Source organism: Streptomyces sp. NPDC044003, assembly GCF_056435185.1.
The window spans coordinates 1-14,824 of sequence record NZ_JBWKFA010000009.1 but is presented as its reverse complement, the minus strand read 5'-3'; the positions used below and the strand labels follow the sequence as shown (position 1 = coordinate 14,824).

General features: G+C 73.0%; 14 protein-coding genes. 5 read left to right on the top strand and 9 right to left on the bottom strand.

The genetic code is table 11. From position 1 onward, the window contains the following. Positions 1–63: 63 nt before the first annotated feature. Positions 64–2,262, top strand: a complete 2,199-nt coding sequence (locus tag AC07AW_RS30295; RefSeq protein WP_478818641.1) for a terpene synthase family protein — start codon at positions 64–66, stop codon at positions 2,260–2,262. Positions 2,263–2,312: 50 nt separating this feature from the next. Here AC07AW_RS30295 and AC07AW_RS30290 read toward each other — a convergent pair whose 3' ends face one another. The 7 genes from AC07AW_RS30290 to AC07AW_RS30260 form a co-directional block, all read right to left on the bottom strand. Further along, entirely contained in the window at positions 2,313–2,678 is a 366-nt protein-coding gene (locus AC07AW_RS30290) for an RNA-binding S4 domain-containing protein (protein WP_478818640.1), read from the bottom strand. A gap of 17 nt (positions 2,679–2,695) precedes the next feature. Beyond that, entirely contained in the window at positions 2,696–3,196 is a 501-nt protein-coding gene (locus AC07AW_RS30285) for a hypothetical protein (RefSeq protein WP_478818639.1), read from the bottom strand. Between the two features lie 274 nt (positions 3,197–3,470). Continuing rightward, positions 3,471–3,881 (bottom strand): ACT domain-containing protein, encoded by a 411-nt coding sequence (locus AC07AW_RS30280; protein ID WP_478818638.1) that lies wholly within the window; start codon positions 3,879–3,881, stop codon positions 3,471–3,473. A 33-nt stretch (positions 3,882–3,914) separates the two neighbouring features. Next, the gene (locus AC07AW_RS30275; RefSeq protein WP_478818637.1) at positions 3,915–5,081 is read right to left on the bottom strand and encodes a thiolase domain-containing protein; all 1,167 of its coding nucleotides are present in this window, start codon (positions 5,079–5,081) and stop codon (positions 3,915–3,917) included. After that, positions 5,074–6,126 carry a thiolase domain-containing protein gene (locus tag AC07AW_RS30270; RefSeq protein WP_478818636.1) on the bottom strand — a complete coding sequence of 351 codons (1,053 nt, stop codon included), beginning with the start codon at positions 6,124–6,126 and terminating at the stop codon, positions 5,074–5,076. Before AC07AW_RS30270 ends, AC07AW_RS30275 begins: the two co-directional genes overlap by 8 nt. Beyond that, positions 6,123–7,091, bottom strand: coding sequence for a Zn-ribbon domain-containing OB-fold protein (locus AC07AW_RS30265; RefSeq protein WP_478818635.1), 969 nt, complete (start codon positions 7,089–7,091; stop codon positions 6,123–6,125). The genes AC07AW_RS30270 and AC07AW_RS30265 overlap by 4 nt, the downstream gene beginning before the upstream one ends. A gap of 231 nt (positions 7,092–7,322) precedes the next feature. After that, complete coding sequence (locus AC07AW_RS30260; RefSeq protein WP_478818634.1) at positions 7,323–8,123, bottom strand: crotonase/enoyl-CoA hydratase family protein; 801 nt, start codon at positions 8,121–8,123, stop codon at positions 7,323–7,325. A gap of 174 nt (positions 8,124–8,297) precedes the next feature. Here AC07AW_RS30260 and AC07AW_RS30255 point away from each other — a divergent pair, with 174 nt between their 5' ends. Continuing rightward, on the top strand, positions 8,298–9,983 hold the full coding sequence (locus AC07AW_RS30255; protein WP_478818633.1) for an acyl-CoA synthetase: 1,686 nt from the start codon (positions 8,298–8,300) through the stop codon (positions 9,981–9,983). Here the strand turns inward: AC07AW_RS30255 and AC07AW_RS30250 are convergent. Beyond that, positions 9,980–11,500 (bottom strand): alpha/beta fold hydrolase, encoded by a 1,521-nt coding sequence (locus tag AC07AW_RS30250; protein WP_478818632.1) that lies wholly within the window; start codon positions 11,498–11,500, stop codon positions 9,980–9,982. The two genes, AC07AW_RS30255 and AC07AW_RS30250, sit on opposite strands and share 4 nt — an antisense overlap. A gap of 129 nt (positions 11,501–11,629) precedes the next feature. Here AC07AW_RS30250 and AC07AW_RS30245 point away from each other — a divergent pair, with 129 nt between their 5' ends. Beyond that, on the top strand, positions 11,630–12,445 hold the full coding sequence (locus AC07AW_RS30245; protein ID WP_478818631.1) for a pentapeptide repeat-containing protein: 816 nt from the start codon (positions 11,630–11,632) through the stop codon (positions 12,443–12,445). A gap of 13 nt (positions 12,446–12,458) precedes the next feature. On the opposite strand, the gene AC07AW_RS30240 is transcribed toward AC07AW_RS30245, so the two are convergent. Continuing rightward, on the bottom strand, positions 12,459–13,463 hold the full coding sequence (locus AC07AW_RS30240; protein ID WP_478818630.1) for a zinc-dependent alcohol dehydrogenase family protein: 1,005 nt from the start codon (positions 13,461–13,463) through the stop codon (positions 12,459–12,461). 209 nt (positions 13,464–13,672) lie between these two features. On the opposite strand from AC07AW_RS30240, the gene AC07AW_RS30235 reads away from it, so the two are divergent. Both AC07AW_RS30235 and AC07AW_RS30230 read left to right on the top strand, forming a co-directional pair. Beyond that, positions 13,673–14,014 (top strand): ArsR/SmtB family transcription factor, encoded by a 342-nt coding sequence (locus AC07AW_RS30235; RefSeq protein WP_478818629.1) that lies wholly within the window; start codon positions 13,673–13,675, stop codon positions 14,012–14,014. Positions 14,015–14,050: 36 nt separating this feature from the next. Then, positions 14,051–14,728 (top strand): hypothetical protein, encoded by a 678-nt coding sequence (locus AC07AW_RS30230; protein ID WP_478818628.1) that lies wholly within the window; start codon positions 14,051–14,053, stop codon positions 14,726–14,728. Positions 14,729–14,824 lie beyond the last annotated feature (96 nt).

Genomic DNA, 14,824 nt, shown 5'->3' with positions numbered 1-14,824 from the left:
ACCTGGGCGACGGGTAAGGCTGGGCCGGTCATCGCCCCAGCTCACCGGAAGGCCCCCCAGGACATGGCTCAGCCCTTCGTCATGCCGGATTTCTATGTTCCGTATCCGGCCCGGCTCAATCCCCATCTGGAGGCCGCCCGCACGCACACGTGCGACTGGGCGCGGGAGATGGGGATGCTGGAGGGCTCGGGGGTCTGGGAGGAGCACGATCTCCAGTCCCACGACTACGCGCTGCTCTGCTCGTACACACACCCCGACTGCGACGAGGAGGCGCTGAACCTCGTCACCGACTGGTACACCTGGGTCTTCTTCTTCGACGACCACTTCCTCGAGGTCTTCAAGCGCACCCAGGACCGGGCGGGCAGCAAGTCCTATCTGGACCGGCTCCCCCTGTTCATGCCGGCGGACCCGGCCACCGGGATGCCCGAGCCGACCAACCCTGTCGAGGCGGGTCTGGCGGACCTCTGGCGGCGGACGGTCCCCGCGATGTCCGAGGGCTGGCGGGTGCGGTTCGCGGAGGCGACCGAGCATCTGCTCAACGAGTCCCTGTGGGAGCTCGACAACATCAACGACGGGCGGATCGCCAACCCCCTGGAGTACATCGAGATGCGCCGCAAGGTGGGCGGCGCGCCCTGGTCGGCCGGTCTCGTCGAGTACGCGGCGGGGGCCGAGGTCCCCGCCCAGGTGGCGTACTCCCGGCCGCTGCGGGTGCTCAGGGACGCCTTCTCGGACGCCGTGCACCTGCGCAACGACCTCTTCTCGTACCAGCGCGAGGTGGAGGAGGAGGGCGAGAACAGCAACGGCGTCCTCGTCCTGGAGCGTTTCCTGGGCTGCACGACCCAGGAGGCGGCGAACGCCGTCAACGACCTGCTGACCTCGCGGGTCCAGCAGTTCGAGAACACCGCGCTCACCGAGGTGCCGCTGCTCGCCGCCGAGAAGGGGCTGAGTCCCGAGGAGTGCGCGGCCGTCGCGGCGTACGCGAAGGGGCTCCAGGACTGGCAGTCCGGCGGTCACGAGTGGCACATGCGCTCCAGCCGCTACATGAACGAGGGCATGGTCGGCGGGCCCTCGCACCTGGACGGGATCATCGGCACCTCCGCGCTCGACATCCGCACCCTCTTCGGCCGGCCGGCGGCGGCGCGGCACCGGGCGTTCACGCACACGCCCCACCAGCACGTGGGGCCGTCGCTGCTTCCCGAGTTCGACCTGCCGTACCCGCTGACGATCAACCCCCACCACGCGGAGGCGGCGCGGCACACGGTGGACTGGGCCGAGCGGCAGGGCCTCCTCGACGACCTGTGGGACCGGCCGACGGCGGAGGGCTTCGACCTCGCCCTGTGCGCGGCGGGTCTCGACCCGGACGCGTCCCCGGAGCAGCTGAAGCTCAGCGCCGACTGGCTGACCTGGGGCACCTACGCGGACGACTACTACCCGGCCGTCTTCGGCCGGACGGGCAGTCTGGCCGGCGCGAAGGAGCAGACCGACCGGCTCAAGGCGTGCATGCCGCTCGACGAGCCCGCGGCCGGGGCGGCGTGCGCGGTCAACCCGCTGGAGCGTTCGCTCGCCGACATCTGGGAGCGGACCGCCGCGCCGATGGCGCCCGGGGCGCGGGCGCAGCTGCGGGCCGCGCTCGACGTGATGCTGGACAGCTGGATGTGGGAGATGCACAACGTGGTGCAGCACCGCGTGCCCGACCCGGTCGACTACATCGAGATGCGGCGCAGCACCTTCGGCTCCGAGCTGACCATGCTGCTGTGCAGGCTGCGGCAGGACGCGACGCTGCCGCCCGAGCTGTTCCGGTCGGGGACGGTGCGCAGCCTGGAGAACGCGGTCATGGACTACGGGGCGCTCGTCAACGACCTCTTCTCGTACCAGAAGGAGATCGAGGTCGAGGGAGAGGTGCACAACGGCGTCCTGGTGCTGCAGAAGTTCTTCGACTGCGACTACCCGACCGCGGTGTCGATGGTCGACGACCTGATGCGGGGCCGGCTGCGCCAGTACGAGAACCTGAAGCAGCGTGAGATCCCGCTGCTGTACGCGGACTTCGGGCTCGACGCGGCGGGCCGGGAGGCCTTCGAGGCGTACCTGCGGGAGCTGGAGGACTGGCTCGCGGGCGTCCTCAACTGGCATCGGAAGGTACGGCGTTACTCCGCCGAGGATGTCCGCGCGGGCAGCGGAAGCCCGCTGCTGCTGCGGGGGCCGAGGGGTCTCGGCACGTCGGCGGCGCGGATCTCGGAGCTGCTCGGGTCGGTCGCGCACTGAGGTACGTCAACGGCCCCGGGAGCTGTTCCCGGGGCCGTTGCCCGGCGCGGTCAGGGGCGCCGGCCGCGCAGTTCGTCGAGTTCGCGGCGCTCGCGCTTGGTGGGGCGTCCCGCGCCGCGGTCGCGCACGGCGGCGACGGCGACGTGCTCGCGCGGCGGCGGGGGCGGACTGTTGTCCACGTACGCCTCGGCGGCGACCGGCGGGCCGACCCGCTTGATGTGGAGCTCCTTGACCTCGACGATCCGCTCCCGGCCGCCGTGGAGGATCCGGACCTCGTCGCCGGGCTTCACGGCCTGGGCGGGCTTGACCCGCTCACCGTTGACCTTGACGTGTCCGGCCCGGCAGGCGGCCGCGGCCTGCGAGCGGGTCTTGGTCAGACGGACCGCCCAGATCCAGGCGTCGACGCGCGCGCTCATCGGCCCCCGCTCCCCCGTCAGCCCTGCTGGAACAGCTCGGCGGGCAGCGGCTTGAGCAGTGCGTACAGGTCGTCGGTGATCGGCCGGTCCCAACTGGCGATCGTCACGAGGACGTTGTCGCTGCGGTCGAACTGGACGCAGGAGATGCGGCTCTCGGAGAGCTTGAGGCGGCGCACGATGAGGAGGTTGTCGCCCTGCATGACGGGGATGTCCTCGGTGTCGAGGACCTCGACCGGCTCGTCGTTCTCCAGGGCGGCGAGGAGCTGCGCGACCTCGAAGGGGATCTGGCCGTCGGCGAGCTCGCGCGCCGGGGAGCCCTCGGGGAGGTTGCCGATGATCATCGCGGGTCCGCGGCCGCCGAACAGGTCGTAGCGGAGGAACACGCCCTGGCAGGAACCGTCGGGGGCGGGCAGCAGACCGGCGCCGAGATTGCCGGGCCAGTCCCCCGGATCCATGGCCAGGACATCGAAGTCCGGGCCCGCGGGTGTGGCGGCGCTGCGGCGGCGGAGGAAGGACATACGGCCATGGTACGTGCCCGGGCGCGCGACGCGACGCGCCGGGCGGCCGCCTCGGGCCGGCCCTGCTCACCGGGGCCGCCGAGCGTCCGCACCGCCGGGAGGTGACCGTCCGCGCCCGGCGGCGCCACGCACCCTGCGCGATCGGCCGGGCGCTCCGAGTGACGGCCGAGGTCCGCAGGCCTGCCTCCTGCTCGCCCCGGGGCGAGCATCTCGATCACCGGCAGGCCGGGGCGCGTGGCCCCGCGAAGGCCCCCGGCCGGGCCGGTCGAGACCGTCAGCCGGTGACGTCGGCCGACCGCTCCGAGAGCGCGCTCAGGACGGCCAACGCCTCACCCGCGCGGTCGTGTTCGACGAAGAGGTGGTCGTGATGGAATCCGGCCACGACGTTGCAGCTCATGCCCGCCGCGGCGAGCTCGGTCGCGACGGCCGCCGTGAGCCCGACGGCGTCGAGTGCGGAGTGCACCCGGAGCGTGATCCGGCCCGCCACGTAGTCGTACGCGAGCCCGGCGGCGTCCGCCTCCTCCTGCCGTACGACGAGGGTGAGGCCCTCCGTCTCGGTGACCGTGACGACGGGGGCGACCCCGGCCGGGGCGGGGCCGTCCACCGTGGTGAAGACGTAGCGGCCGGGGTCGAGTTCCGGGCGCATCCCGGCGAGGAGCCTGGTCAGGTCACGTTCCGCGTTCATGGAGGTCAGGGTAGGCGCCCCGGCCCGGCGGCCTCAGCCGGTGGGCGGGGTGTCCCCCACGAGCCACATGGAGAAGAACTGGGCGCCGCCTCCGTAGGCGTGGCCGAGCGCCCGGCGGGCGCCCTCGACCTGGTGCTCGCCGGCCTCCCCCCGTACCTGCAGGGCGGCCTCGGCGAAGCGGATCATCCCGGAGGCTCCGATGGGGTTGGTGGAGAGCACCCCGCCCGAGGGGTTCACGGGCAGGTCGCCGTCGAGCTCGGTGACCCCGGCCTCGGTGAGCTTCCAGCCCTCGCCCTCCTCGGCGAAGCCGAGGTTCTCCAGCCACATCGGTTCGTACCAGGAGAACGGCACGTACATCTCGACGGCGTCGATCTCCCGCCGGGGGTCGGTGATGCCGGCCTGCCGGTAGACGTCGGCGGCGCAGTCCCGGCCGGCCTGCGGGGAGACGAAGTCCTTGCCGGCGAAGAGGGTGGGTTCGCTGCGCATCGCCCCGCCGTGCACCCAGGCGGGCGGCCGCGGCGCGCGGTCGGCGCCGGCGCGGTCGGTGAGGATCATGGCGCAGGCGCCGTCCGAGGAGGGGCAGGTCTCCGAGTAGCGGATCGGGTCCCAGAGCATCGGGGAGGCCTGGACCTTCTCCAGGGTGAGGTCGTGCTCGTGGAGGTGGGCGTACGGGTTCTTCAGGGCGTTGCGCCGGTCCTTGTACGCGACGAGGGAGCCGATCGCGTCGGGGGCGCCGGTGCGGCGCATGTACGCGCGCACGTGCGGGGCGAAGAAGCCGCCGGCGCCGGCGAGCAGCGGTTGCTGGAAGGGGACGGGCAGGGAGAGTCCCCACATGGCGTTGGACTCGGACTGCTTCTCGAAGGCGAGGGTGAGGACGGTCCGGTGCACGCGCGCGGAGACCAGGTTCGCGGCGACGAGGGCGGTGGAGCCGCCGACCGACCCGGCCGTGTGGACGCGGATCATGGGCTTGCCGACCGCGCCGAGCGCGTCGGCGAGGTACAGCTCCGGCATCATGACGCCCTCGAAGAAGTCGGGGGCCTTGCCGATGACGACGGCGTCGATGTCCGCCCAGGTCAGCTCGGCGTCCGCCAGGGCGCGGAGGGCGGCCTCGCGGACGAGTCCGGCGATCGAGACGTCCCTGCGGGCGGCGACGTGCTTGGTCTGGCCGATGCCGACGACCGCGACGGGTTCTTCAGCCACGGTTCTCTCCTTCCAGGACGGCGACGAGGTTCTGCTGGAGGCAGGGGCCGGAGGTCGCGTGGGCGAGGGCTCGGTCGGACTCCCCGCGGTGGATGCGGGCGGCCGCCTCGCCGAGCCGGATGAGGCCCGCGGCCATGACGGGGTTCGCGGCGAGGGCGCCGCCGGAGGGGTTGATCGTCACGCTGTCGTCGAGCCCGAGGGCCTTCCTCAGGACGACCTCCTGGGAGGTGAAGGGCGCGTGGAGTTCGGCGGTGTCGACGGGCCGCTCGAAGGCTCCGGCGCGTTCGGCGGCGAGGCGGGTGGAGGGCGAGTCGGTGAGGTCGCGGACGCCGAGGGAGTGCGCTTCGATCCGGTGGTCCATGCCCCGGATCCAGGCGGGACGCTCGCACAGCTCGCGGGCCCGGTCGCCGACGGCGAGGATCACGGCGGCGACGCCGTCGCCGATGGGCGGGCAGTCGCCGGTCCGGAGGGGCTGGACGGCGTAGGCGCCCTGGGGGCGGGCGCCCGGCAGCTGGGCGTGGGGGTTCGTCCTGGCGTCCTCGCGGCTGCGGGCGGCGATCGCCGCGAGGGCGGGTTCGTCGGTGGCGCCGGCGTCGACGAGGGCCTGGGCCTGGAGGGCGGCGAGGGCGACGGAGTCGGGCCAGAGCGGGGCGAGGTAGTACGGGTCGAGCTGGCGGGTGAGGACGTCGCGGACGGAACCCGGCGAGGACTTGCCGTAGGAGTAGACGAGGGCCGTGTCGGCCTCGCCGGTGAGGAGCTTCACCCATGCCTCGTAGAGCGCCCAGGCGCCGTCCGCCTCGACGTGGGACTCGGAGATCGGCGGCCAGGCGCCGACGCCGTCGAGGGCCATGGTGAAGGAGAAGGCGCGGCCGGCGAGGTAGTCGGAGGAGCCGGAGCAGGTGAATCCGATGTCGGAGGCCTTCAGGCCGGTCTGCCGCTGCACCTCGTGCAGCACGGGCATCACCATCTCGACCTCGGAGAGGTCGTCGGTGTGCCGCCGGTGGTCGCTCTGGGCGAAGGCGACGATCGCCACGTCCCGGCTCATAGCAGCTCCTTGTACGTGTCGTAGTCGGCGTCGGGCTCGCCGGTGGGCCGGTAGTGGTCGGGGTAGCGGCCGTCCTCGCTCCACACGGGTTCGACGCGCAGACCCATGCGGACCTCGTCGTAGGGGATGCCGGCGATGCGGCCGTGGAGGGCGAGCCCGGCGCCGTCGAGGGCGATGTGGGCGTAGACGTACGGGACCTCGAGGTCGAGATTCGCCGAATGCGCAGCCTTGATGTTGACGATGCAGAAGGTGGTGACGGTGCCGCGGGGGCCGACCTCGACCCGGTCGGTGGTGGCGACGCCGCAGGTGGGGCAGGCGCCGCGGGGCGGCACGTACACCTTGGCGCAGGAGGGGCAGCGCTCGCCGACGGTGCGGCGCTCGGCGAGCCCGTGCAGATAGCGGGTCTGGGCGCGGCCGGGGCTGTACGTGTAGTCGAGGCGGGCGGGGGCGACGATGCCGGTCACCGGGTTCTCGAACCGGCCGTCGTGCGGGGTGGGTTCGTGCTGTGCGGTGCCCTCGTACGGCTCGAAGCAGGCGATGTCCGTGATGGCGCCGGCCCGTTCGGCGGCCCAGCGGATCCGCACCCGCAGGCCGGTGCGGACGGCTTCGGGGCCGGGGGCGTCGAGGGCGTGGAGAAGGGCGGTGTCGGCGCCGTCGAGGCGGACGAGGACCCAGGCGAAGGGGGTCGCGAGGGGCTGGCCCGGGCGGGGCTCGGGGTTCCAGGCCCAGGTGGTGACGGTGCCGGTGGCGGCGACCTCGACGAGCTCGCGGAGTTCGGCGGCGGTGGCGGGGTCGTACTCGACGGGCGGGACGAGCACCGCGTCCGCCTCGGTGCGCACGCCGAGGACGGTGCGCTCGCGCAGCCCGGTGAGGAAGGCGGACTGGACGGGGCCGAGGGAACGGGTGAAGGGGAACTCGACGACGAGAGGCGCGCGGAGGGCCTCCGGCGGCTCGGCGACTGTCATGGGCGGGCTCCTTGGGTGGGGTGGGCGGAGAGGGGTGCGGGGGGCCGCTGGGCGGGGCTGTCCCCCACCCCGCCCCTTCCCGTGACCGGGGCTTCGCCCCGGACCCCGTACGGCCTTCGGCCGTGTCCTCAATCGCCGGACGGGCTGGAGATCCAGCCCCGCCGGCGATGGAGGCGCGGGGATCCGGGGGCAGCGCCCCCGGTTACGGGAAGGGGCGGGGTGGGGAAGGACTCACTCCCGCCGGTACACCGGCGCTCGCTTCTCCGCGAAGGCGCGCGCCCCCTCCTTCGCGTCCGCCGTGTCGAAGATCGGCCACCCCCTCTTCAGCTCGGCGGCGAGCCCCTCCGTCTCGGTCATCTCCGCCGTCTCGTACACGGACGCCTTCACCGCCTCGACGGCCAGCGGCCCGCAGGCGTTGATGCGTTCGGCGATGTCGAGGGCGGCGTCCAGCGCGGTGCCGTCGGGGACGACGCGGCCGACCAGGCCGATGGCGGCGGCTTCCCCGGCGCTGTACGGGCGGCCGGTGAGGAGCATTTCGAGGGCGTGGGTGCGGGCGATCTGGCGGGGCAGGCGGACGGTGGAGCCGCCGATGGGGAAGAGGCCGCGCCGGACCTCGAAGAGCCCGAAGGTGGCGGAGGCGGCCGCGACCCGGATGTCGGTGCCCTGGAGGATCTCGGTGCCGCCGGCGACGCAGTACCCCTCGACGGCCGCGATGACGGGCTTGCGGGGGCGGTGGTGGCGGAGCATCGCCTTCCAGTGCAGGTCGGGGTCGGCCTTGAGCCGGTCCCGGTACTGCTCGCCCTCCATGCCCTTCCCTGCGAGGGCCTTGAGGTCCATGCCCGCGCAGAAGGAACCGCCCGCGCCGGTGAGGACGATGGAGCGGACGCCGTCGTCGGCGTCGGCCTCCAGCCAGCCGTCGTACAGGCCGACGAGCATCGGCAGTGAGAGGGCGTTCTTGGCCTCGGGCCGGTTCAAGGTGAGGACGAGCGTGGCGCCTTCGCGCCGGACGCTGAGGTGTTCGGTGCCGCCCATGGGGGTCTCCCGTCTCCAGTTCTGGAACAGGTTGCAGGAGCCGGGGGTCCAGTTCAATAGTTTTCTGACACTCAGTCAGATTCTTCTGCGCACCCCCTTCCGTCGGTGACCGGTCGGCGCTCTAATGACCGCCACGTCCATGTGAACCAGTGCGAGCCGGGGTCAGGAGGAACGGTGGAGTACAACCTTGCCGACCTGTTCGAATCGGTCGTCGACGTGGTCCCCGACCGCGAGGCGCTGGTGTACGTCGACCATCCCGGCACGGGCGAGGAGCGGCGGCTCACCTACGCCGAGCTCGACGCCGCCGCCAACCGGATCGCGCACCACCTGATCGACGCGGGCATCCGGCCCGGCGAGCACCTCGGCCTCCACCTGTACAACGGCGTCGAGTACCTCCAGACCGTCCTCGCCTGCCTCAAGGCCCGGATCGTGCCGGTCAACGTGAACTACCGGTACGTGGAGGAGGAGCTCGTCTATCTGTACCGGGACGCGGACCTGGCGGCGCTCGTCTTCGACGCCGAGTTCACCGGCCGGGTCGCGGCGGCGCTGCCGCAGACGGAGAAGCTGCGGCACCTCGTGCGGGTGGGGACCCCGCCCTCCCGTCGCCCGACCACCACCCCTCAAGGAGCTGCTGCGCAGCACAGCGCCCCATTCGAGGACGCCCTTGCACTCGACTGCACGCCGTTCACGGAGGCGGAGGCCACCGGTTCGCCGGAGCGCGGCTTCGGCTCCCGCTCCCCCGACGACCTGTTCATCATCTACACCGGCGGCACGACCGGCATGCCCAAGGGTGTCCTGTGGCGCCAGGAGGACCTCTTCTTCGCGGGGCTCTTCGGCGGCGACCCGTCGGGCGAGCCCGTGAAGCGGCCCGAGGAGCTGGCGGAGCGGGTCGCGGCCGGCGGCGCCGGCATCACCTTCTTCCCCGCGCCGCCGCTCATGCACGGCACCTCCACCCTGACCGCGTTCATCGCGCTCAACTACGGGCAGCGGGTCGTCCTGCACCGCAAGTACGTGCCCGAGGAGGTGCTGCGCACCCTGGAGAAGGAGAAGGTCTCCAGCATCTCCCTGGTCGGGGACGCGATGCTGCGCCCACTCGTGGACGCGCTGCGCGGACCGCTCAAGGGCACGGACCTCTCCGCGCTCTTCAGCCTCTCCTCGTCCGGGGCGATCATGTCCGAGACGGTACGGGCCCAGCTCCAGGAGCTCATGCCGAACGTCCTGCTGCTCAACAACTTCGGCTCCACCGAGTCGGGTTCCAACGGGCGCGCCACCGACGACTCGGGCCCGGCCAAGGGCTTCCGGCTGCACGTCAACGAACGCACCCAGGTCGTCGACCCGGCGACCCGGGTCCCCGTCGCGGCGGGCGAGACCGGCCGCCTCGCCCAGCGCGGCCACGTCCCGCTCGGCTACTACAACGACCCGGCCAAGACGGCCGAGACCTTCTTCGAGCGGGACGGGGTGCGGTGGGTGCTCCTCGGTGACATGGCGACCGTGGACGAGCAGGGTGTCGTGACCGTCCTGGGCCGCGGCTCCCAGTGCATCAACACGGGCGGCGAGAAGGTGTACCCCGAGGAGGTCGAGCAGGCGCTCAAGTCCCACCCCGACGTGTACGACGCGCTGGTCGCCGGTGTCCCCGACGCCCGCTGGGGCAACCACGTCGCCGCCGTGGTCCAGCTGCGGGCCGGGGCGGAGCCACTGGACCTGGTGGCCCTCCAGACCCACTGCCGGCACCAGCTGGCGGGCTACAAGGTCCCCCGCCAGCTGGTCCTCACCGACCGCATCCAGCGCTCCCCCAGCGGCAAGGCGGACTACCGCTGGGCCCGCGCGGTGGCGGTGGAGGCGGACGCGGACACCGCCTAGAGACCGAACCGCCTCACCGCGGCCAGGAATTCGGCCGGGCGGGCGTTGTGGATGAGGTGGCCGGCCTCGATCGTGACGAGGTGGGCGTCGGGGAGGGCGTCGGCCAGGACGGAGAGCTGCTCCTGGGGGATGTGGCTGGTCGGGCCGCCCGCGAGGACGAGGGTGGGGGCCGTGATCGCGGAGAGTTCCTCGCGCCAGGCCGGGTCGGGGGCGTTCAGCTGGGCGTCGGTGGTGGGGACGATCTCCCAGTCGAAGGCGAGGGGACCTTCGGGGCGCTCGGCGACGGGGCGCGGCGGGTCGAGGGGGACGAAGGCGGGGGCCTCCTCCAGGACGAGGCGGCCGATGAGGCCGGGTTCGCGCCGGGCGAGGAGGTGCGCGGCGCCGGCGCCCATCGAGTGGGCGACGACGGTGGCGCCGGTGAGGCCGAGGCTCTTGAGGAAGCCGCCGAGTTCGTCGCGGAAGTCCTCGAAGCCGTAGGCGCCGGGCCGGTCGCTGAGTCCGTGGCCGCGCAGGTCCACCGCGTACACCCGGTGGTCGGCGGCCAGGTCCGCGGTGATCTCGGTCCAGGTGGTGCTGTTGTCGCCGCGGCCGTGGACGAGGACGACGGGCCGGGCGTCCTCGGGGCCCGCGACCCGGTAGGCGAGCCGTACGCCGTCCACGGTCACCGTGCGGACGGCCGGGTCGAGGAAGGCGGCGACCGGGCGGACGAAGGCCTCGGCGTCGTCGACCCAGGGGAAGTGTCCGGCGCCCGGCTGGACGACGAGCTCCGCGTGCGGGAAGAGCGCCGCGGCCTCGGCCGCCTTGGCGGGCGTCGGGCCGGCGTCGTACTCGCCGGCCAGGATCAGGACGGGTGCGGTGAGCGCGCCGAGTGCGCGGCGGGTCGTCTCCGGGTCGTAGGCGCCCTCGCCGTGGTAGGCGGGGGCGGCCTCCCAGTTCATCTCCCGGTCGGTGGCCGCCGCGTGCCGCTGGGCGGCCGCGTCCCAGCGGCCGTAGGCGAAGGGGGCGGTGATGTCGTACACGCGCCGCAGCGGGGTGTCCGGGCCGATGGCGTCCAGCGCCGCCCTGGCCTCCGGGTACCAGGGCCGGTCGGCGAAGACCTCGACGGTCTTGTCCCACTCCTCGTCGGTGGTGCCGACGCCGAGGGCGCGTCCGAGGGAGGTGACGATGACGAGGGAGCGGACCCTCTCGGGATGGGCGGCGGCGTACAGGACGGCGAGGTTGCCGGCCGCCGAGTGGCCGAGGAGGTCGATCCGCTCCAGGCCGAGGTGGGCGCGGAGGGCCTCGACGTCGCCGACCTGCCGGTCGCAGCGGTACGTGCCGGGGTCGGCGGGCTCGGCGCTCGCTCCGGTGCCGCGGGCGTCGAGCAGGACGAGGGCGCGGTGGGCGGCGAGACCGCCGAGGTCCCCGAGGTAGCCGGCGTCGCGCATCGGCCCGCCCGCCAGGCAGACGAGGGGCTCACCCTCCCCCCGTACGCGGTAGGAGAGTTCGGTTCCGTCATAAGTCGTGAACGTCGGCATGTCGCCGATCCTCACCGGCCCCGGTGATCATCGCAATCGGTTTCGCCGTGAGCGCCATACCGGGAGCAGCAGGTCGGCGGCGCGATACGGTGGAGGACCGTCCCCGAACCGCGAAGGAACCGTTCCACCGTGCCCGAGACCCGGGAATCCGCCCTGCGCGGCGACTGCGCCCACTGCTTCGGCCTGTGCTGCGTGGCGCTGCCCTTCGCCAAGTCGGCCGACTTCGCCGTGAACAAGTCGTCGGGCGAGCCCTGCCGGAACCTCCAGGAGGACTTCCGCTGCGGGATCCACACCCGGCTGCGGCCGAGCGGTTTCCAGGGCTGCACGGTGTACGACTGCTTCGGCGCCGGCCAGCAGGTCTCCCAGGTGACCTTCGGCGGCGTGTCCTGGCGCGAGGCTCCGGAGACGGCCCGGCAGATGTACGAGGTGTTCCCGGTGGTGCGCCAGCTGCACGAGCTGCTGCGCTACCTCACGGAGGCCCTGGCGCTGCGGACGGCCCGCCCCGTCCACGCCGAGCTGCGGGCCACGCTGGCCCGGGTCGAGGAGCTCACCGCGGGCACGCCGGACGCCCTGGAGAAGCTGGACGTGGCCGCGGTGCGCGCCGAGGTCAACCCGCTGCTCCTGCGGACGAGCGAGCTGGTCCGCGCCACGGCCGGCGGCCGTCCGAAGAGCCGGCGCGGGGCGGACCTGATCGGCAAGCGGCTGCGCGGGGCGAAGCTGCGGGGCACGGACCTGCGCGGTGCGCTGCTCATCGCCGCCGACCTGACGGGGGCGGACCTGTCGCTCGCGGACCTGATCGGCGCGGACCTGCGGGACGCCGACCTGTCGGGCGCGGACCTCACGGACGCCCTCTTCCTGACGCAGCCCCAGCTGAACTCGGCGCGCGGGAACGCGGCGACCCGCCTCCCGGAGGGCTTCGACCGCCCGGCGCACTGGACGGCCTGACGCCCGCGGGACCTCAGTGGGGCACGGTCACGACGATCTTGCCCACCTGGTGGCCGGCCTCCATGGCCCGGTGCGCGGCGACGATCTCGTCGAGCGCGAAGGTCCGGTCGACCGCCGCCTCGAAGAACCCGGTGCGCAGCCCGGACTCGACGAAGGCGCGGGCCCGGCGCAGCCGCTCGGGGTCCCTGGTCGTCTCCGGCATCGTGTACGTCCGGAGGGAGACGGCCGGCATCCCGAGCTCGAAGCCGGGGTACGGGGTCGGCAGCCCGCTCACGGCTCCGTAGAGCAGCACGGTGCCGCCGGGGGCGAGGGCCCGGACGAGGTCCGTGACGCCGGGTCCCGCGACTCCGTCGAAGGCGAGGTCGGCGCCGCGCCCGCCGGTGAGGTCCCGTACCCGCTCGGCCACGTCCTCCTCGTCGGTGACGATCACCTCGGCCGCGCCCGCCTTGAGCAGGGCGTCCCTCTTGGCCCGGGTGCGGGTGGTGGCGAGGGGTGTGGCGCCGATCCGGTGCGCGGTCCTGATCGCGGCCAGGCCGACGCTGCTGGAGGCCCCGGTCAGGACGACGGTGTCCCCCGCCCGCGCCCCGCCGACCTCGACGAGGCCGCCGTACGCCGTGACGTACGGCATCCACACGGCGGCGCCCTCGACGGGGCCGAGCCCCTCGGGGCGGGGGACGAGGGAGGACGCCGGGACGACGGCGCGCTCGGCGTAGACGCCGTGGTCGTTCATGGAGAAGGAGGGCACGACGCTGACCTCCTGCCCGGCCGTGAACCCGACGCCCCCCTCTCCCACGGCCTCGACGACCCCGGCAGCCTCCAGTCCGATCCGGGCGGGGAACCGCCGGGCGGGCTCGATGTAGCGGCCCGAACGGAAGAGCGCCTCGGCACGGTTGAGACCGATGGCCTCCACCCGCAGCAGAACCTCACCGGGCCCCGGCTCGCCCACCTCCACGTCTTCGATCCGGAGCACCTCCGGACCGCCGTACTCGTGGAACAGCACCGTCCTGGCCTTGCTCATCGGGCTTCCCCTCCCCGCTCGGTGACGGCGGCGGGCGGACCGCTCCGCCGCCGCGCCCAGCCAAGCGCAAGGTTCGACTGCTGTCAAACTTTGACGCTCATGAAACTTTCACACTCGTGAAACTTTTACGCCCGTGAAACTTTTACGCCTGTGAAACTTTGACGCCTGTCGTATGATGCCTCCCGGAGGTCGACGAGAAGAGGAGAGCTGTGGCAGGCACCGGCCGACGGGACCGCGTCCCGCCCCACCCCGAGCTGCGCGAGATCGGCCTCCAGCAGGTCCTGGACGCGCTGGTCGACCCGGTCAGGCGACGGATCGTCACCGAGCTGTACGCGGCGGGCGAGGACCTCGCCTGCGGGACCATCGCACTGCCGGTCAGCAAGTCCACGGCGACGCACCACTTCCACGTCCTGCGCGAAGCCGGCCTCATCCGCCAGCACTACGCGGGCACCTCCCGCATGAACGCCCTGCGCCGCGAGGAGTTCGAGGAGCGTTTCCCGGGCCTCCTGCGGGCCGTCGTGACCGCACACGAGAGCGACGTCTCCGGCTGACCCACCAGGACACACAACCACTCACGGGGGACTTTCATGGCAGAGGTCTGGGATCCGCACGGCAGTCTGCGCCGGATGCTGTGGATCGGCGGCGCACAATGGGCCGGCAAGACGACCGTCTCCGAACTCCTCGCCCAGGAATTTGGCCTGACGGTGTATCACTACGACTACCACGACGCCCGGGGCCATCAGGACCGCCGGATCGCGCGGCGGGTGGCGCTCGGCGAGGCCGTGGCGGATCCGGGGCCCGAGCAGGTCTGGACGGAGCGGAGCCCGGAGGAGATGGCGGCCGAGACGCTGGCCGGTTTCCCCCTGCGGTTCGAGTGGGCCCTGGACGACCTGCGTGCCCTGTCGACCGGCCGGCCGGCGATCGCCGAGGGATGGGGGCTGCGGCCCGAGCTGGTCGTTCCGCTGATCGACTCGGTACGGCGGATGGTCGTCCTCGTGCCCACGGAGGACTTCCGGCAGCACCAGATCCACACCCTCCCGCGCGCGGGCGCTCTGGGCGTGCCGGTCGGCGACCCGGCACGCGCCCAAGCCAACCGGATCGCCCGCGACCGTCTGGTCGCCGAGGACGTGGTGCGCGCCGCCCGGCGCCTGGGCGTCCGCGTGATCGAGGTCGACGGGACGCGGGACGCGGCGGCCGTGGCGTCGCTGGTCGCCGAGCAGTTCGCCCCATGGCTGGAGGCGCCCGAACGGGCCGGGCGGCCCTAGGTGTGCATCTGCCGGAGCTTGCTTACACCTGGGTCTGGGTCTTCTGCTTGAGGCGTTCGTAGGGCGTCTGGCCGCCGAGGGCGCCGTGGGGGCGAT